The sequence below is a fragment of the Dietzia papillomatosis NBRC 105045 genome (assembly GCF_001570845.1).
GTDB classification, from domain to species: Bacteria; Actinomycetota; Actinomycetes; order Mycobacteriales; family Mycobacteriaceae; genus Dietzia; species Dietzia cinnamea.
Genome location: NZ_BCSL01000020.1, coordinates 22,739 through 39,876, shown reverse-complemented (window position 1 = coordinate 39,876; position 17,138 = coordinate 22,739). Strand labels below are relative to the sequence as shown.

Annotated in this window: 17 protein-coding genes; 3 read left to right on the top strand and 14 right to left on the bottom strand. The window is 71.6% G+C overall.

Going from position 1 to position 17,138, the window contains the following annotated elements:
* Nucleotide 1: 1 nt before the first annotated feature.
* Nucleotides 2-2,182: a malate synthase G gene (locus DPA01S_RS08920; protein ID WP_061915550.1), complete on the top strand. Its 2,181-nt coding sequence runs from the start codon at nt 2-4 to the stop codon at nt 2,180-2,182.
* 116 nt (nt 2,183-2,298) lie between these two features.
* On the opposite strand, the gene DPA01S_RS08915 is transcribed toward DPA01S_RS08920, so the two are convergent.
* The 3 genes from DPA01S_RS08915 to DPA01S_RS08905 are packed head-to-tail and all read right to left on the bottom strand — an operon-like array spanning nt 2,299 to nt 4,648.
* Nucleotides 2,299-3,045, bottom strand: a complete 747-nt coding sequence (locus DPA01S_RS08915; protein ID WP_061227716.1) for an IclR family transcriptional regulator — start codon at nt 3,043-3,045, stop codon at nt 2,299-2,301.
* Nucleotides 3,042-3,995, bottom strand: coding sequence for a tRNA (adenosine(37)-N6)-dimethylallyltransferase MiaA (gene miaA, locus DPA01S_RS08910; RefSeq protein WP_061227794.1), 954 nt, complete (start codon nt 3,993-3,995; stop codon nt 3,042-3,044). The genes DPA01S_RS08915 and miaA overlap by 4 nt, the downstream gene beginning before the upstream one ends.
* Entirely contained in the window at nt 3,992-4,648 is a 657-nt protein-coding gene (locus DPA01S_RS08905) for a class III extradiol ring-cleavage dioxygenase family protein (protein WP_061227717.1), read from the bottom strand. The genes miaA and DPA01S_RS08905 overlap by 4 nt, the downstream gene beginning before the upstream one ends.
* Before the next feature lie 222 nt (nt 4,649-4,870).
* Here DPA01S_RS08905 and DPA01S_RS08900 point away from each other — a divergent pair, with 222 nt between their 5' ends.
* Nucleotides 4,871-6,256, top strand: a complete 1,386-nt coding sequence (locus DPA01S_RS08900; protein ID WP_061915547.1) for a DUF349 domain-containing protein — start codon at nt 4,871-4,873, stop codon at nt 6,254-6,256.
* Between the two features lie 72 nt (nt 6,257-6,328).
* Here the strand turns inward: DPA01S_RS08900 and DPA01S_RS08895 are convergent, their stop codons facing one another.
* From DPA01S_RS08895 to pgsA, 9 genes are all read right to left on the bottom strand, one after another.
* Nucleotides 6,329-6,913, bottom strand: coding sequence for an Rv2732c family membrane protein (locus DPA01S_RS08895; protein WP_061227719.1), 585 nt, complete (start codon nt 6,911-6,913; stop codon nt 6,329-6,331).
* Nucleotides 6,901-8,469, bottom strand: coding sequence for a tRNA (N6-isopentenyl adenosine(37)-C2)-methylthiotransferase MiaB (gene miaB, locus DPA01S_RS08890; RefSeq protein WP_083961574.1), 1,569 nt, complete (start codon nt 8,467-8,469; stop codon nt 6,901-6,903). Before miaB ends, DPA01S_RS08895 begins: the two co-directional genes overlap by 13 nt.
* Before the next feature lie 26 nt (nt 8,470-8,495).
* Nucleotides 8,496-9,122, bottom strand: a complete 627-nt coding sequence (locus DPA01S_RS08885) for a regulatory protein RecX (RefSeq protein ID WP_061227721.1) — start codon at nt 9,120-9,122, stop codon at nt 8,496-8,498.
* Complete coding sequence (gene recA / locus DPA01S_RS08880) at nt 9,122-10,225, bottom strand: recombinase RecA (protein ID WP_007627535.1); 1,104 nt, start codon at nt 10,223-10,225, stop codon at nt 9,122-9,124. Before recA ends, DPA01S_RS08885 begins: the two co-directional genes overlap by 1 nt.
* Before the next feature lie 235 nt (nt 10,226-10,460).
* Nucleotides 10,461-10,655, bottom strand: a complete 195-nt coding sequence (locus DPA01S_RS08875; protein WP_061227722.1) for a DUF3046 domain-containing protein — start codon at nt 10,653-10,655, stop codon at nt 10,461-10,463.
* A gap of 67 nt (nt 10,656-10,722) precedes the next feature.
* Complete coding sequence (locus DPA01S_RS08870; protein ID WP_061227723.1) at nt 10,723-11,550, bottom strand: PspA/IM30 family protein; 828 nt, start codon at nt 11,548-11,550, stop codon at nt 10,723-10,725.
* A gap of 96 nt (nt 11,551-11,646) precedes the next feature.
* On the bottom strand, nt 11,647-11,946 hold the full coding sequence (locus DPA01S_RS08865) for a helix-turn-helix domain-containing protein (protein ID WP_371412126.1): 300 nt from the start codon (nt 11,944-11,946) through the stop codon (nt 11,647-11,649).
* Between the two features lie 31 nt (nt 11,947-11,977).
* Complete coding sequence (locus DPA01S_RS08860; RefSeq protein WP_061227725.1) at nt 11,978-12,529, bottom strand: nicotinamide-nucleotide amidohydrolase family protein; 552 nt, start codon at nt 12,527-12,529, stop codon at nt 11,978-11,980.
* 7 nt (nt 12,530-12,536) lie between these two features.
* Nucleotides 12,537-13,124: a CDP-diacylglycerol--glycerol-3-phosphate 3-phosphatidyltransferase gene (gene pgsA / locus DPA01S_RS08855; protein WP_061227726.1), complete on the bottom strand. Its 588-nt coding sequence runs from the start codon at nt 13,122-13,124 to the stop codon at nt 12,537-12,539.
* Between the two features lie 88 nt (nt 13,125-13,212).
* Here pgsA and DPA01S_RS08850 point away from each other — a divergent pair, with 88 nt between their 5' ends.
* Complete coding sequence (locus DPA01S_RS08850; protein ID WP_061227727.1) at nt 13,213-13,494, top strand: YciI family protein; 282 nt, start codon at nt 13,213-13,215, stop codon at nt 13,492-13,494.
* A 3-nt stretch (nt 13,495-13,497) separates the two neighbouring features.
* Here DPA01S_RS08850 and DPA01S_RS08845 read toward each other — a convergent pair whose 3' ends face one another.
* Nucleotides 13,498-16,416, bottom strand: coding sequence for a DNA translocase FtsK (locus DPA01S_RS08845; RefSeq protein WP_084374731.1), 2,919 nt, complete (start codon nt 16,414-16,416; stop codon nt 13,498-13,500).
* A 62-nt stretch (nt 16,417-16,478) separates the two neighbouring features.
* Entirely contained in the window at nt 16,479-17,135 is a 657-nt protein-coding gene (locus tag DPA01S_RS08840; RefSeq protein ID WP_083324192.1) for a TIGR03085 family metal-binding protein, read from the bottom strand.
* Nucleotides 17,136-17,138: the final 3 nt, after the last annotated feature.

Genomic DNA, 17,138 nt, shown 5'->3' with positions numbered 1-17,138 from the left:
GATGTCCGAACGCATCACCGTCGGCGGTATCCAGGTCGACGAGGTCCTCTACGACTTCGTCAACACCCAGGCGATCCCGGGCACAGGGGTCGACCCCGACGCGTTCTGGGCCGGTGCCTCCGAGATCTTCGCCGACCTGGGTCCCCGGAACCGCGAGCTGCTCGCGGTGCGGGACGACCTGCAGTCGAAGATCGACGCGTGGCACCACGAGAACCCGGCGCCGATCGACCAGGGGGCGTACAAGGAGTTCCTCCGCGAGATCGGTTACCTCGTGCCCGAGCCCGAGTCGGTCTCGGTCACCACGGAGAACGTCGACGCGGAGATCGCGACCGTCGCCGGTCCGCAGCTCGTGGTGCCGGTCACCAACGCGCGGTTCGCCATCAACGCGGGCAACGCCCGTTGGGGTTCGCTCTACGACGCCCTCTACGGCACCGACGCCATCCCCGAGACCGATGGCGCCGAGCAGGGCGACTCCTACAACAAGGTCCGTGGCGACAAGGTGATCGAGTGGGCTCGTGAGTTCCTCGACGACGCGGCGCCGTTGGCCTCCGGCAGCCACGTGGGGACCACCGGGTACGCGGTCGTGGACGGCGCGCTGCGGGTCACGCTCGCGGACGGCGCGACCACCGGACTGGCCGACCCGGAGAAGTTCGTGGGATACCTCGGGGATGCCGCCAGCCCCTCCTCGGTGCTGCTGCGCAACAACGGACTGCACATCGACATCCAGATCGACCCGGACTCCCCCATCGGATCGACGGACGCGGCCGGGGTCAAGGACGTGGTCCTCGAGTCCGCCGTCACGACGATCATGGACTTCGAGGACTCCGTCGCCGCTGTCGACGCCGAGGACAAGACGCTCGGCTACCGCAACTGGCTCGGCCTGATGAAGGGTGACCTCTCCGAGGAGATCAGCAAGGGCGGCAAGACGTTCACCCGCGTCCTCAACGACGACCGCGTCTACACCTCTCCGGACGGCTCCGGGGAGGTCCGCCTCCACGGGCGCTCGATGCTGTTCGTCCGCAACGTCGGCCATCTCATGACGAACCCCGCGGTCCTGGACGCCGAGGGCAACGAGCTCCCCGAGGGGATCCTCGACGCGCTGATCACCGCGCTGGCGGGCATGCACGGGATCGCGGAGGGCAACGAGCGCGGCAACAGCCGCAGCGGGTCGATCTACATCGTCAAGCCCAAGCAGCACGGGCCCGACGAGGTCGCGTTCACCACCGAGCTGTTCGGCCGCGTCGAGAAGCTCCTCGGCCTGCCGACCAACACTCTCAAGGTCGGCATCATGGACGAGGAGCGCCGCACGTCGGTGAATCTCGCCGCCTGCATCGCGGAGGCCACGGAGCGTGTCGTGTTCATCAACACCGGGTTCCTCGACCGCACCGGCGACGAGATCCACACCTCCATGGAAGCCGGGCCGATGATCCGCAAGGGCGAGATGAAGTCCGCGCGCTGGATGAACGCCTACGAGGACTTCAACGTCGACACCGGCCTGGCGTGTGGTCTGCGGGGCCGCGCGCAGATCGGCAAGGGCATGTGGGCGAAGACCGACCTCATGGCGGAGATGCTCGCCGAGAAGATCGGCCAGCCGCAGGCCGGCGCCAACACCGCCTGGGTCCCGTCGCCGACCGGTGCGACCCTCCACGCGACCCACTACCACCGCGTCGACGTCCTGGCCCGCCAGGAGGAGCTCCTCGCCGGCGGTCGTCGCGCGAGCGTCGACGACATCCTCACGGTGCCGCTCGCCCCGAACACCGACTGGTCGGACGAGGAGAAGAAGGAGGAGGTCGACAACTCCTGCCAGACCATCCTGGGCTACGTCGTCCGCTGGGTCGAGCAGGGTATCGGCGTCTCGAAGGTGCCGGACATCCACGACGTGAACCTCATGGAGGACCGAGCCACCCTGCGGATCTCCTCGCAGCTGTTGGCCAACTGGATCCGCCACGGCATCGTCACGGCAGAGTTCGTGGAAGATTCGCTGCGCCGTATGGCCGAGGTCGTCGACAAGCAGAACGCGGGCGACGACGCCTACCGGAACATGGCGCCGGACGTCGAGTCCTCAATCGCTTGGCAGGCTGCCCGCGAGCTGATCCTCGAGGGCACCACGCAGCCGTCGGGCTACACCGAGCCGATCCTGCACCGCCGTCGCCGCGAGTTCAAGACCGCCAACGGGCTCTGACCCCTGCGGGAATCCGCTACTCCCCCTCGGCATCCGCTACCCCTGCAGAGGTAGCGAATCCGGGCCGGGGGTAGCGGATTTCCTGTATCGGGACGGCGCCACGCCGGCACGGTCGGTCAGCCGAGGAGGCCCTCCACCGCGGCCCTGAGGATGTCGACGGCGGCGTCCCTGCGGTCCCGGGTGAACCGGGCCTCGGGCCCGGACGCGGAGATCGCGAACGCGGCGTCGCCCGTGCCCACGGCGATGGCCACGCACCGCACCCCTTCCTCCTGCTCGGACTCGTCGGTGGCGAAGCCCCGGCGTCGGACCTCGTGGATCTGCTCGATCAGTGCACCGACCTCGACGAGGGTCGAATCGGTGTAGCGGCGCATGCCGGCCCGTTCCAACATGGCGCGGATCTCGGCGTCGTCATCGCCCGCCACGAGGGCCTTGCCCACCGCCGTGCAGTGGACCTCGACGCGCCGCCCCACCTCCGTGAACATCCGCATCGAGTGGGGCGAGGGCACCTGGGCGAGGTAGACAACACCGTCGCCCTCCCGGACGGCGAGGTTGGCGGTCTCCCCGGTGCCCTCGACGACGGCCCGCAGCACGGGCTCCGCCCACGCGGCGGTCGCGCGCTCGGCCGCGTCCCCGATCCGTTGGAGGCGGGGGCCGAGGAGGTAGCCGCGGCCGGCGTCACGGCGGAGGTGTCCGCTCTCGGCGAGGGTGCCGCAGAGCCGGTGGACGGTCGCGGCGGCCAGACCGGTGTCTGCGACCAGTTCACCGAGGCTGGCGCGCCCGCCGCGGCGGCACAGGGCGTCGAGCAGCGAGAACGCGCGGTCGACGGACTGGACGCGGGACCGCCCGCCGCCGGGCGCGGTCATCGGGATCCCTCGCCCAGGATCCGCAGCGCCGCGTCCAGCGGGCGCGGGGCGTCGTCGGCCCGGTCGCGGGTGTCGGTGTCTATCCACCGGATCCGGTGGTCGCGGCCGAACCAGGACCGTTGACGGCGGACGTAGCGGCGGGTGCCGATGACCGTCCGCTCCTCCGCACGGGCCAGCCCGTCGTCGTCGATGCGCAGGGCGTCGTCCATCTCGTCGAGGACCTGGGCGTAGCCGATCGCCCGGCGGGCCGTGACGCCCTCGAGGAGCCCGACTCCGACGAGGCCCCGCACCTCCTCGACGAGCCCGTCGGCGAACATCGTCGAGGTCCGGGCGGCCAGCCGGTCGTCGAGCTCGGGCAGCGCGCACCGCAGGCCGATCAGACGGGTGCCGAATCGCGGCTCGCCGATGGTCGGTCGGGACGCGGAGAACGGCCGCCCCGTGAGCTCGACGACCTCCAGTGCGCGGACGGTGCGCCGCGGGTCGGTGGGCAGGATGGTCCGCGCCGCCTCGGGGTCGACCCGTGCGAGTTCGTCGTGCAGGGCGCGGACGCCGATCTCCTCCAGCCGCCGCTCGTAGCGAGCACGCACCTCGGGATCGGTGTCGGGGATGCTCCACCCGTCCACGAGCGCCTGGATGTACATCATCGACCCACCGCACAGGATCGGCACGTGTCCCCGGTCGCGGATCCCGGCGATCTCCCGCTCGGCCTCATCGCGGAAGTCGGCGACGCTCGCGGTGTGGGTGACATCGAGGACGTCGAGTCGGTGATGCGGGATGCCGCGACGCTCCTCGGGCCTGAGCTTGGCGGTGCCGATGTCCATGCCGCGGTACTGCTGCATCGCGTCGCAGTTGACGACTTCACCGCCGAGGCGTTCGGCCAGATCCAGCGCGAGCTCCGATTTGCCGGTGCCCGTGGGCCCGATCACGGCGACGGGGGCCGGGCCGGTCATGACCACCACCCGCAGTGGTAGCCGACACCGAACGGCGCCCAGGACAGCCGTTCTCGCGCGGCGCGCCCGCCCACGAGGTCGGCGAGGACGAGCCAGGCGGGACGGCTCCACCACCCGATCTCCTCGGCGACGGCCGCCCCGTGGTCGGGAAGCTCGCCGGGGTCCCGGAGCCACCGGCCGAGCCGGGCGTCCAGGGCGACGCCGCGCGGGTCCTCGGGGACGGGGGCGCGCGGCGCGAGGGAGGCGGGTCCGTCGGCGACGACGACGACGAGGTCGTCCGCCGCGACCTGCGGCGTGGTGGGCGAGGGCCCGGTCACGCCGGTGAAGCCCCTGGTCAGGCCGATCTGTGCGCGGTCCAGCAGCCACCACGCGATCAGCGCGGCATCGGGAACCGCCTCGTGCGGCGCCGGCGGGGCACCGGGCCGTCCGACCGGCACGTCGGCCCCCCACCGGGCGAGCGTCGAGCGGACGTCGCCCAGTGAGCGTCCGCCGCTGTCCGCGCCCACGACCCTGACCGCGGTCGCGTCCTCCGCGGCACGCCGGAGCACGCGGACCATCTCGTCCACCTGGCGTGCGGAGTCGGCGGCCGCGCTCCCGGAGAGCACGGGCACGAGCGCGGGTGCACCGGGGACCAGGACGACTGACGTGTTCACACCTCGAAACCCTACTGACCGCGTACGACACCGTCGCAGGACGCCGCCCCGTGACGCCGGGTGGGCCCGGTGGGGCGTACCCGGGGATACGGCGGACACCCGCGCGACGGTTGGTACACACTAGGAGGATGCCGCGCCGGTCCGAGCCGGGGCGGCGAGGCGACGACCGGTGCGATCCCGGCGACGGTGCCGTGACACGCGGCAGAGGGAAACGAGGACGAGATGACCGAGCAGTCACCCACCGCCACGGGCGGAGCGAACGACGGCGGGGCCACCCCGACACCGGGTCCGCGGCCCGGGCCACGGCCGGGCGGGCCGTCGCCCGCGGCGCTGGCCCGGAAGGTGGCTCCGCGGCCGACCCCTGCGGCCGACCCACGGGTCGCGCGCGGGTCCGACCCGTCGCAGTGGGGTCGGGTCGACGAGACGGGCGCGGTGTTCGTGCGCACCGGTGACGGCGAGCGCCAGGTGGGCTCGTGGCAGGCGGGCGCGCCCGAGGAGGGCCTGGCGCACTTCGGGCTCCGCTTCGACGATCTGGCGGCCGAGGTCGCTCTGCTGGAGACGCGGTTGGAGTCGCACCCTCAGGACGCGCGCAAGACCCGCGCCTCGGCCGAGGCGCTCGCGGAGCAGATCCCGACCGCCGCGGCCGTGGGCGATCTGGATTCGCTCGCGGCGCGTCTGGCGGCGGTGATCGAACGGTCCGCGGAGGTCGAGACGACGGCCCGTCAGCGCAAGGACGAGCAGCGTGCGGCCGCGATCGCCCGCAAGGAGGCCCTGGCGGCCGAGGCCGAGGAGATCGGCGCGTCCTCGACCCAGTGGAAGGCCGCGGGTGACCGTCTCCGGGACATCCTCGAGGAGTGGAAGACGATCCGCGGGATCGACCGCAAGACGGACGACGCGCTGTGGAAGCGCTTCTCCAAGGCGCGCGAGGCGTTCAACCGCCGGCGCGGCTCCCACTTCGCGGAGCTGGATCGCAACCGGGCCTCGGTGAAGCGTGTCAAGGAGGAACTCGTCGAGCGCGCGGAGGCGCTGTCCGGGTCGACCGACTGGAACGACACGGCGACGGCCTTCCGCAAGCTGATGGACGAGTGGAAGGCCGCGGGCCGCGCACCGCGTGAGGCGGACGACGCGCTGTGGAAGCGGTTCAAGGCCGCCCAGGACTCCTTCTTCGACGCGCGGCATGCTGCGGCCGCCGAGCGGGACGCGGAGTTCGAGGCGAACGCCGAGGCCAAGGAGGCTCTGCTCGCCGAGTTCGAGGGCCGGATCGACCCGGCCGCCGATCTGGCCGCCGCCCGGTCCGCGCTGCGGGACCTGCAGGCCCGGTGGGAGGAGATCGGCAAGGTCCCGCGCGACAAGATGGGTCGCCTCGAGGGTCGTATCCGTGCGCTGGAGAAGGCGGTCGCGGACGCGGCGGACACCGAGTGGCGCCGCACGGATCCTGAGGCCAAGGCGCGTGCCGGCCAGTTCTGGGACCGGGTCCGCGACTTCGAGGAGCAGGCCGCCAAGGCGGACGCCGCGGGCAAGGTCAGGGACGCCGAGAGTGCGCGTGCGCAGGCCGCGCAGTGGCGTGAGTGGGCCGAGGCCGCGGAGAAGGCGGTCGACACCCGCTGACGGTGGCACGAACAGACGCCGGGAGCCCGGCCGGTGACCCCGGCCGGGCTCCCGGCGTCTACGCGGGTGTGGTCAGGCCCCGTCGCCGTGCCGCGCGTCCTCTTCCAGCTGTCGCTGCTCGGGAGTCCGCGACCACAGCACCGCGGCGAGGGTGGCGACCAGCGCCAGCACGAGCAGTTCGCTGAGGTAGAGGCCGAAGCCCGGCCCGCCGAAGTCCTGGAAGTCCGCGTTGGGCCCGCGGCCGGACTGGCGCAGCCAGATCGCCAGCACGCCGTACACGGCGGCCACACAGGCCGTGCTCCACGCGATTCCGGCGGCCCACCACTTCTGCGTCAGGATCATTACGGCGCCGAAGACGATGGTGCCCACCGAGTACAGGAGGACGAACAGGTGGGACGGTAGCGACGTGTACTGCTCGCGGGCCACGTCGGTGAAGAACAGGACGTCGAATCCGCGGACGCCGTCGCTGTGCGGGAGCGCGAGCGCTGCGGCGAGCAGCACGATGAGGACGGCCGAGGCGAGGTAGGCCCGGCCGATCACGAGCGTGCGTCCGAGGATGCGGTCCTTCGAGCGCAGTTCCGATTCCGCGTTGCGGGTGACCTCCATGATCCCTGCGATAGGGTCGCGTCGGTCGTCGTCGGTGCTCACGTGGGGCATCCCTTCTCGATGGTGGCGGCGGGGGCGGTCTCGCGGCGCAGGGTGGGCAGCCCCAGCCCCACGCCGATCGGTGGCGTCTCGGGCTTGCGGCCCTCCTCGTGGCGGTCCCCGGCGCGCGTGGCGCGGTAGCTGAGGACACCGTCGTCGGCGAGCAGGTGGTGCGGGGCGGCGGCGGTGACGCGGGTGGTGACGACGTCGCCGGGGCGCACCCGGTCGGCGGCTTCTCCGACGGGCGCGAAGTGCACGAGGCGACCGTCGCGGGCACGGCCGGTCATGCGGGCGGTGGCGGCGTCCTTGCGGCCCTCGTCGGCGGTGACGAGCAGTTCGACGACGCGCCCGACCTGCGCCTGGTTCTCCTCCAGGGTGATCCGCTCCTGGAGGGCGATGAGCCGTTCGTACCGCTCCTGGACCACGGTCTTGGGAATCTGGTCCTCCATCGTGGCCGCCGGGGTGCCGGGGCGGGGCGAGTACTGGAAGGTGAAGGCACTGGAGAACCGGGCCTTCTCGACGACGTCGAGGGTCGCCTGGAAGTCCTCCTCGGTCTCACCGGGGAAGCCGACGATGATGTCGGTCGTGATGGCGGCGTGCGGCATGGCCGCGCGGACGCGGTCGATGATGCCGAGGAAGCGCTCGGAGCGGTAGGAGCGCCGCATGGCGCGCAGGACGCGGTCGGAGCCGGACTGCAGCGGCATGTGCAGCTGCGGGCAGACGGTCGGGGTGGAGGCCATGGCCTCGATGACGTCGTCGGTGAACTCGGCGGGGTGGGGCGAGGTGAAGCGGATCCGCTCGATGCCCTCGATCCGGCCGGCCGCGCGGAGGAGCTTGGCGAACGCGCCCTTGTCGGACGGCTCGTCGGGGTCGTGGAACGACCGTCCGTAGGCGTTGACGTTCTGGCCGAGCAGCGTCACCTCGAGTACGCCCTCGTCGGCGAGGGCCTGCATCTCCGCGAGGACCTCGCCGGGGCGGCGGTCCACCTCCTTGCCGCGCAGGGACGGCACGATGCAGAACGTGCAGGTGTTGTTGCAGCCGACGGAGACGGAGACCCAGCCGGCGTAGGCGGAGTCACGGGTCGCCGGCAGGGTCGAGGGGAAGTGCTGCAGGGAGTCGGCGATCTCCACCTCGGCCCGCTCGTTGTGCCGGGAGCGGTCGAGGAGGGTCGGCAGGTGCCCGAGGTTGTGGGTGCCGAACACGACATCGACCCACGGCGCCCGCGAGACGACGGCGTCCTTGTCCTTCTGCGCCAGGCATCCGCCGACGGCGATCTGTAGTCGGGGGTTGGCGTCCTTCCACGGCCGCAGATGGCCGAGGGTGCCGTAGAGCCGGTTGTCGGCGTTCTCACGGACCGCGCAAGTGTTGAACACAACGAGGTCCGGCAGGCTGCCGGTGGCCGGGTCGGCGTCGCCCTCGAAGGGCACGTAGCCGGCGGCGTCGAGCACCCCGGAGAGCCGTTCGGAGTCATGGACGTTCATCTGGCATCCGAAGGTGCGCACCTGGTAGGTGCGGCGGTCCACGCCCTCGGCGGGGGCGTTCTCCGCCGCCGGATGCAGGTCGGTCACGAGAGAATCCACGCAGGCCAGGGTACTCAGGGCGAGGCGTGGGCCGCCAATTCGGCGTCCACGACGGACATCGCCAACCCCGTGGGATAACCCCGCCGGGCGAGGAATGCGACGAGCCGCCGCCGCTCGCCCTGCGCCTCGGGCCCGGAGAGCGCGGCGGCCGGGCGTCTGCCGAGCCGGGCGCGCGCGAGTTCAGTCGCCTGCCGACGCTCGTCGGACTCGTCGATATCGGCCACCGCGTTCGCGATGTGTCCCTCGGCCACGCCCTTGTCGCGCAGCTCCCGCTCGAGCGCCCCGCGCGAGCGGCCGCGGCGGCGCCGGCGTCCGCGGACCCACTCGGCGGCGAACTCGGCGTCGTCGAGCAGGCCCCACGCACGGACGCGATCGAGCGCCTCGTCGACGGCCGACGGCGCGAACTCCTTGGCGATCAACCGCTGACGGAGTTCGTGCTCACTGCGCGGCCGATGTCGCAGCAGCCGCAGGGCGGACGTGGCGGCTTCGTGCGCCTCCGGTGCCAAGGGGGGAAGGTCCGCGGTGCTCGAGGGCCGCGACTCCACGGCGGCGATGGCGGCGCGCAACCCGTCCGCGTCGATGCCCCCGCCGGCCGGGCCCGGCCCGCCGGACCGGCCCGACCGCGTGGAGCGGCCCGGCATCAGAAGTCGACGGGCACCACGTCGATCGGAGCGTCCTCATCGGACTCCGCCTCGATCTCCGCGATCTCCGCGCCCGCACCGATGTTGAGCTTGTCGAGGATCTTCCGCTCGATCTCGTCCCGCACCGACGGGTTGTCCTTGAGGTAGCGGCGAGCGTTCTCCTTACCCTGGCCCAGCTGGTCCTGACCGTAGGTGAACCAGGAGCCGGACTTCTTGATGAAGCCGTTGTCCACACCCATGTCGATGAGCGAGCCCTCGCGGCTGATGCCCTCGCCGTACAGGATGTCGAACTCGGCGATCTTGAACGGCGGTGCGACCTTGTTCTTGACGACCTTGACCTTGGTGCGGTTACCGACCGCGTCGGCGCCGTCCTTGAGGGTCTCGATGCGGCGGACGTCCAGACGGACGGACGCGTAGAACTTGAGGGCCTTACCGCCGGTGGTGGTCTCCGGCGAACCGAACATCACACCGATCTTCTCGCGCAGCTGGTTGATGAAGATCGCGGTGGTGCCGGTGTTGTGCAGCGCGCCGGTCATCTTGCGCAGCGCCTGGCTCATGAGCCGGGCCTGCAGGCCGACGTGGCTGTCACCCATCTCGCCCTCGATCTCCGCACGCGGCACCAGCGCCGCGACGGAGTCGATCACGAGGATGTCGATCGCGCCGGACTTGACCAGCATGTCCGCGATCTCCAGCGCCTGCTCACCGGTGTCGGGCTGCGAGACGATGAGATTGTCCGTGTCCACGCCCAGCTTGCGGGCGTACTCCGGGTCGAGCGCGTGCTCCGCGTCGATGAACGCCGCGATGCCTCCGGCCGCCTGGGCGTTGGCCACGGCGTGCAACGCGACCGTGGTCTTACCCGAGGACTCCGGGCCGTAGATCTCCACGACGCGGCCCCGGGGGAACCCGCCCACGCCCAGTGCCACGTCGAGCGACAGCGCGCCCGACGGGATGACCTGGACCGGCGGCCGGGTGTCATCGCCCAGCCGCATGACGGAGCCCTTGCCGTAGGCCTTGTCGATCTGCGCCAGAGCCAGCTCCAGCGCCTGCTCGCGGTTCTGGGCGGCTCCGGGCTTGCTCGAGCCCGCCTTGGCCTTGCCTGCCATCTCATGCTCCGTTCTCGGTCCGACCCCCGGCCTCCGGCCGATCGGTCTGTGTGGTCTTCACTCGCGGACGTTAGCTGCCGGGTACGACACGAACCCCTCGCGCCGTATCCGGCGACCTCCCCCTGTGGAGGAGGCACGCCCTGTGGATCCCTGTGGACGGTGGACCCGCCATCACATACCCTTGAGTGTAGCCGAACGGGTGTTCGAGGTCGAGGGACACGCCCCGCGGATCCGCCTAGCGCAGATGCTCGGGCACCTCGAACTCGTCGCACAGTGCGAGCCACACGCGCTTGACGGACTCCCCCGCGTCGATTGCCTCGCGTGCGGTCCTACCGCCGCACGCCGCCAGGTGGTGCGAGCGCACCAGATGGTCGGCGCGCAGCGTACCGAACGCCTCGACCGTGCGTGCCTGGAACTCGGTCAGCGTCACGTCTCACCCTCCCCTGCGGACGACAACGGGCCGCCGGCACGCTCGCCGACGGCCCGTTGCCCAGAAATCACTGCTGTTCGGTTTGCGCCTGCTGCTGCGGCGGGGTGGCCGGCTGGGACTGGCCCTGGCCGATCTGACCGGCGGCACCGGAGCCCTGGCCGAGCTGGCCGCCCTCGGCCTTCATCGACGCCCGGATCTGCTCGAGGCGGCTGTGACCGGCCATCTGGGTCGACGCCTGCTCGACCTCGAGCATCCGGCCCTGCACGGAGTTCTGCGCGAGCTCGGCGGAGCCGAGGGCGTTGGCGTAGCGACGCTCGATCTTGTCGCGGACCTGGTCGAGGTTCGGGGTGTTGCCGCCCGACGACAGCTCCGACATCGACTGCAGGGAGGCGCTGACCTGTTCCTGCATCTTGGCCTGCTCGAGCTGGCTGAGCAGTTTGGTGCGCTCGGCGACCTTCTGTTGCAGAACCATGGCGTTCTGCTCGACGGCCTTCTTGGCCTGCGCGGCGGCCTGGAGCGACTGGTCGTGAAGACCCTTGAGATCCTCGACGTTCTGCTCGGCGGTCACGAGCTGCGCGGCGAACGCCTCCGCGGCGTTCTCGTACTCGGTGGCCTTCTGCATGTCGCCGTTGTTGCGCGCCTGCTCGGACATCTGCAGCGCCTGGCGGGTCGACCCCTGGAGCTTCTCGATGTCCGCGAGCTGCCGGTTGAGCTTCATCTCCAGCTGACGCTGGTTGCCGATCACCGCCGCGGCCTGCTGCGAGAGCTGCTGGTGCTGGCGCTGCGCGTCGGCGATCGCCTGCTGGATCTGAACCTTGGGGTCAGCATTCTCGTCGATCTTCGAATCGAACAACGCCATGAGGTAGCGCCATGCCTTGGTGAACGGATTGGCCATCGCTGCGTAGTGTCCTTCTGCCGATTCGGACGACGGGTCTGTTCCACGGTACCGAACGACGCCCGTGTGCGACCACCGGGCGACGCGGCGGCACTGTCAGGCCGCGAGTACGGGTTCCGCGAGGGTCCCGGGAGGCGAGACCTCGAGCGCGGCGCGGATGAGGATCTCGCCCAGGGATACGTCGAGCGCCCCCGAGATGGAGGCGAGGAGCTCGCTCGAGGCCTCCTTGCGGCCGCGTTCGATCTCGGAGAGATAGCCCGGGCTGACCCGCGCGGCGTCGGCCACGTCACGCAGGGTCCGACCCGTCTCCCCGCGAAGCCCGCGCAGGACGGTACCGAGGGTCTCGCGCAGCAGCGGAGTCGCTCCGGGCTGGTCCGGTCGGGGCAGTGTGGTCATCTGGATGTTCGGCATCACTCGGTACAACGCGTCAGTTCCCGGATTCGTTCCCGTCGCCGTCGTCGCCCCCCGTATCCCCACCGGCCGCGGCGACGACCAGCGCCAACGCCGACTCGCAGGCCGCGCGGCGGATCGCGGACCGGCCGCCCGACAGGGACAGCGGCACCGACCACGCCGCGCGGTCCGGGGTCGTCAGGCCCACGTACACGGTGCCCACCGGTCTGCACTCCTGGGTGTCGGGCCCGGCGACGCCGGTCAGTCCCACGCCCACCTCCGCCCCGCAGCGTCGTGCCGCGCCCGTGGCGAGGGCGCGTGCGGTCTCCGGGGACACCGCGCCGTGGCGCTCGAGGACGTCGGTGGGCACATCGGCGAGCTCGTGCTTGAGGGCGGTCGCGTAGACGACCAGTCCCCCGCGCAGCACGGCACTCGCGCCAGGAACCTCGGCGACGGTCGCGGCGAGCAACCCGGCGGTGAGGGACTCGGCAGTGCCCAGCGTCCACCCGCGGTCGCGGAGCGCGGCGACGGCCGCCGCGGCGGCCGGTGACGGTGGGGCGGTGTCCGGCGACGGCGGTACGGCGTCCATACCGGTCTCAGCTCCGCACGAGCGCGGCCCGCCTGGCCTTGACCAGGTAGTCCACGCCCGTGTACACGGTCAGCGCCACGGCGATGCCCATGACGACCCACTCGGCGGGCCACACCCAGTGCGGCAGCGGCAGGATGAGCATTCCCACGCCGAGGGTCTGGGTCACGGTCTTGAGTTTGCCGCCCTTGCTGGCGGCCACCACGTAGTCGACGCCGAACAGGCGCCAGAGCGTGATACCCACCTCGCGGACGAGGATCACGACGGTCACCGCCCAGAACAGCTCGCCCACGAGGGACAGCGAGATGAGTGCGGCGGAGATGAGCGCCTTGTCCGCGATCGGGTCGGCGATCTTGCCGAAGTCGGTCACCAGGCCGAGCCGCCGCGCGAGGTAGCCGTCCACGTAGTCGGTGAGCATGGCCACGGCGAAGACGACGAACGCGCCCACCCGCCACCACGGCTCCTGGGCGCCCGCGACGAAGAACATCACGACGAAGACGGGCACGAGGAGGATCCGCAGCACGGTGAGGACGTTCGCGATGTTGAGGACGGGGACGTCGGCGGCGGGTCGCCCGTCCTCGCGCGTGGAAGCAGTCACCCCCACACCTTAGCGAGACCCCGGGGAATACCCTTGGCCCCGGGCGCACCCCCGCCCGTCACCGCCGACCCCCGAGGGAGAGCCACCCATGCCGCTGTTCGCCGTCACCTACCGCTACGAGGCCGCCCAGAGCGAGGAGCGCGAGGCCAACAAACCCGCCCACCGTGAGTGGCTGGACGCGCAGGTCACCGCCGGCGCCATCCGGTCCGTGGGACCGTTCGTCGACGGTTCAGGCGCGTTGCTGCTCGTGGAGGCCGACGACGACGAGGCCGCGCGCTCCCTCGTGAACGACGACCCCCACTGCCTACGCGGGATGGTCTCGGAGATCACGGTGCGGGAGTGGAGGCCCGTCTTCGGCGCCTTCTCCTGACCGCTATCCGACCGGCGTCTCGGCCGGCGCGTCGAGTTCGGCGGGCTGCTCGCCGGGATCGTCCTCGGGCGGGGTCCCGCCCTTGATCATCCACAGCACCGACGCCAGCTCCTCGGGCTTGACCAGGACCTCGCGCGCCTTGGACCCCTCCGAGGGGCCCACGATGTCGCGGGACTCCATGAGATCCATGAGGCGGCCCGCCTTGGCGAACCCCACGCGCAACTTGCGCTGGAGCATCGAGGTGGAGCCGAACTGGCTCGAGACCACGAGCTCGACCGCGGCGAGCAGGTCGTCGAGGTCGTCCCCGATGTCGGAGTCGATGTCCTTCTTGCCGTCGTCCTTCGCGGCGGTGATGGACTCGTCGTACTCCGGCTCGGCCTGGTTCTTGGCGTAGTCGACGACCTCGTGGATCTCCTCGTCGGTGATGAACGCGCCCTGCATACGGATGGGGCGGGAGGCGCCCATCGGGATGAACAGGCCGTCACCCATACCGATGAGCTTCTCGGCGCCCGCCTGGTCGAGGATGACGCGCGAGTCCGTCAGTGACGAGGTGGCGAACGCCAGCCGCGACGGCACGTTCGTCTTGATCAGGCCGGTGACCACGTCGACCGACGGCCGCTGCGTGGCCAGCACGAGGTGGATGCCGGCGGCGCGCGCCTTCTGGGTGATGCGGACGATCGCGTCCTCGATGTCGCGCGGTGCGGTCATCATGAGGTCGGCGAGCTCGTCGACGACGGCCACGATGTACGGGTACGGGCGGTAGACCCGCTCGCTGCCGGGCGGCGCGGTGATGGCCCCGGACTTCACGCGCTCGTTGAAGTCGGTGATGTGCCGTACCCGCGTGGACTTCATGTCCTGATAGCGCTGCTCCATTTCCTCCACGAGCCACGCCAGGGCCGCGGCCGCCTTCTTGGGCTGCGTGATGATCGGCGTGATGAGGTGCGGGATGCCCTCGTACGGCGTGAGCTCGACCATCTTGGGGTCGATGAGGATGAGACGGACCTCGTCCGGGGTGGCGCGCGTGAGCAGCGACACGAGCATCGAGTTGACGAAGCTCGACTTACCGGAGCCGGTCGAGCCGGCGACCAGCAGGTGCGGCATCTTGGCGAGGTCGGCAGTGACGAAGTCGCCCTCGATGTCCTTGCCCAGACCGATGAGCATGGGGTTGTGCTTGCTCGCGGTCTTGGGGTCGGTGAGGACGTCGGCGAGCCGGACGAGTTCGCGGTCGAGGTTGGGCACTTCGATACCGACGGCGGACTTGCCGGGGATCGGCGCGAGCAGTCGCACGTTGTCCGTCGCCACCGCGTACGCGATGTTGCGGTGCAGTGCGGTGATCTTCTCGACCTTGACGCCCGGTCCGAGCTCCACCTCGTAGCGGGTGACCGTCGGGCCGCGGGTGAAACCGGTGACGGCGGCGTCGATCTTGAACTGCTCGAGAACGCCCTGGATGGCCTCGATCATCTGGTCGTTGGACTCGCTCCGCGCCTTGGGCGGGTCGCCGGCGGTGAGCAGGCTGACCGGCGGCAGCGCGTAGTCGATGCCGCTGAGGAGCTGGGTCTGCGAGGAGAGCCGCTCCGTGTCGCTCTCGGCGGCCGTGTGCGTCGACGGCGTGTTGGTCTGCGGCACGGCCGAGGTGTCCACCGCGGGCGTCACCGGGGCGGGCGCGGACGCACGGGCCGCGGGCGTGGGTGCGGAGGTCCGCGGTGATGCCACTCGGGTGGGGGCCTCCTCCGCCGCGGCACGGGCCGCGGGGTCGGCCGCCGACGTGGGGTCGGCCGCCGGGTCCTCGCCGGCCGGCAGGACCTCGGTCCGGCGCGGGGCGCGCCGGGTGCGGGTCGGCGCCGGGGTCTCGTCGTCGAGCGTCGCGCCGTCACCGGGGAGGTCCGCGTCGGAGGTGTCCCGTGCCTGTGCGGCGCCGCGAGAGGCCCGCGGCATCTCGACGGTCTCGCCCGTGGTGGGGGTGTCGGACCAGGCGGCGACGCGCCGCCGCGAGCTGCGCCGCGTGGCCGCACGCCCGGAGTCCTCCTGCCCCGTGGTCTCGGCGATCGGATACGCGGTGGTCGCCTCGTCGTCCCAGTCCCCCTCGGCGTCGTCGTAGTCGTGGTCGACGATGTCGCCACTGCCGTCCCAGCCGAAGAAGCCACGGACGATGCCGGGGATCTCGCGAGCCGGCCTACCCACGATCACGAGGACGCCGAACGCCACGAGGAGGACGAGCAACGGGACGGCGACGAACACCGACAACCCGGCCTCGAGCGTGCCGCCCACGATCCGGCCGAGGACGCCGGCGCCGGAGCGCACGCCGCCCGGATCGGTCGGCGAGCCGGAGCCGAGGTGCCACAGGCCCAGGACGCCCAGAGCGGTGATAGTGGCGCCGACCAGCCAGCGCGAGTGCACGTCCGGTCGCGGCTCACGCGCCATGACGAGCACGCCCCACCCGCCCAGCAGCAGGGGTAGCAACGCGCCGGGGGTGCCGACGATCGTGCGGATCCCGGTGTCGATCCAGTCCCCGACCGGCCCGGCCGCGCCGAACCACACGGCGCCGGCGAAGACGATAGCGATGCCGATGAGGACGAGCCCGAGGCCGTCCCGGCGGTGCGGAGGGATCACCTTGTCGTCGTCGTCCCCTCCTCCGAGGCCACGGACACCGTGCCCGACTCCCTTGGCCACCGCCGACCATCCCCCGCGCAGGCCGCGGCCCACGGCGCCGAACGCACCGGAGGTCCGCTCGGGCGCCGGGGATGCCGTCCGCGCGCCGCCACGCGTGCCCTTCTTGGGCGTGGAGACCACCGCTCCACGCCGGGAACCGCCACCCCGTGACGACGACGAGGTGGACGTGGTCGATCGCTTCGCTCCCGATGTCGGAGCCGGACGTCGGCCGCCGGGGGCACGGGAGGATCGCGTGCTCGAGGTGGATGCCATGACCGTCACTCTATCGTCTCAGGCACCACCGGTAACAGCAGCCACACGGGCGGGGGGCTCTTCTACAGGCCTCGCGGAACGGCCCGCAGCGCGTCGATCCCCCGCTGCGCTCCGGAGATGTCGACCTCGACCTCGTCTCGACCGAACGCCCACAGCAGCAGCTCGACCGGATCGGCGGAGACGCTCACCAAGGGCGCCAACGCGGCGCCCGTCGAGACCGGTGCGATCTTCGCGGAGCCGATGTCGGAAGGGGTGCGCAGATCCACGCGGGCGTCGACCTTGCGGAGGAACGTGCGCGCCACGGTGGTGGCCAGCGTCCAGACCCGCTCGAGGTCCTCGAGGTCGAACCCGCGCCTGGTCCACCCCGGTCCGCCGCGTCGGACGTCCTCGTGGTGGACCAGGTACTCGGCCGTGTTGGCCACGCGGTCCGCGTAGCGCAACGGCGAGTACCACGGCGCGCCCGCGGCGATCGCGGACAGGAGCTCCTCCCACGGTCTCTCGGCCTCACGGAGCCGGATCTGCTCGAGCCGATCCGCGAACGCGGGGACCACGACCCCGGCCGCGGCGTCAGGCCGCCCCTCTCGTACGACGAGGTGGGCGGCCAGGTCCCTTGTCGTCCATCCCTCGCACAGCGTGGGGGCGTCCGGCCCGACGGCGCGCATCGTCTCGACGAGAGCGCTCCGCTCCCGCTGGGCCAGGCTCGGACGGTCGGGACCCACGGT

What these genes read in the sequence shown, in the direction of transcription:
- DPA01S_RS08920 (WP_061915550.1), top strand. Translation starts at nt 2, where the DNA reads ATGTCCGAACGCATCACCGTCGGCGGTATCCAGGTCGACGAGGTCCTC.
- DPA01S_RS08915 (WP_061227716.1), bottom strand. Translation starts at nt 3,045, where the DNA reads ATGACCGCGCCCGGCGGCGGGCGGTCCCGCGTCCAGTCCGTCGACCGC.
- miaA (WP_061227794.1), bottom strand. Translation starts at nt 3,995, where the DNA reads ATGACCGGCCCGGCCCCCGTCGCCGTGATCGGGCCCACGGGCACCGGC.
- DPA01S_RS08900 (WP_061915547.1), top strand. Translation starts at nt 4,871, where the DNA reads ATGACCGAGCAGTCACCCACCGCCACGGGCGGAGCGAACGACGGCGGG.
- DPA01S_RS08895 (WP_061227719.1), bottom strand. Translation starts at nt 6,913, where the DNA reads ATGCCCCACGTGAGCACCGACGACGACCGACGCGACCCTATCGCAGGG.
- DPA01S_RS08885 (WP_061227721.1), bottom strand. Translation starts at nt 9,122, where the DNA reads ATGCCGGGCCGCTCCACGCGGTCGGGCCGGTCCGGCGGGCCGGGCCCG.
- recA (WP_007627535.1), bottom strand. Translation starts at nt 10,225, where the DNA reads ATGGCAGGCAAGGCCAAGGCGGGCTCGAGCAAGCCCGGAGCCGCCCAG.
- DPA01S_RS08870 (WP_061227723.1), bottom strand. Translation starts at nt 11,550, where the DNA reads ATGGCCAATCCGTTCACCAAGGCATGGCGCTACCTCATGGCGTTGTTC.
- DPA01S_RS08865 (WP_371412126.1), bottom strand. Translation starts at nt 11,946, where the DNA reads ATGACCACACTGCCCCGACCGGACCAGCCCGGAGCGACTCCGCTGCTG.
- DPA01S_RS08860 (WP_061227725.1), bottom strand. Translation starts at nt 12,529, where the DNA reads ATGGACGCCGTACCGCCGTCGCCGGACACCGCCCCACCGTCACCGGCC.
- DPA01S_RS08850 (WP_061227727.1), top strand. Translation starts at nt 13,213, where the DNA reads ATGCCGCTGTTCGCCGTCACCTACCGCTACGAGGCCGCCCAGAGCGAG.
- DPA01S_RS08845 (WP_084374731.1), bottom strand. Translation starts at nt 16,416, where the DNA reads ATGGCATCCACCTCGAGCACGCGATCCTCCCGTGCCCCCGGCGGCCGA.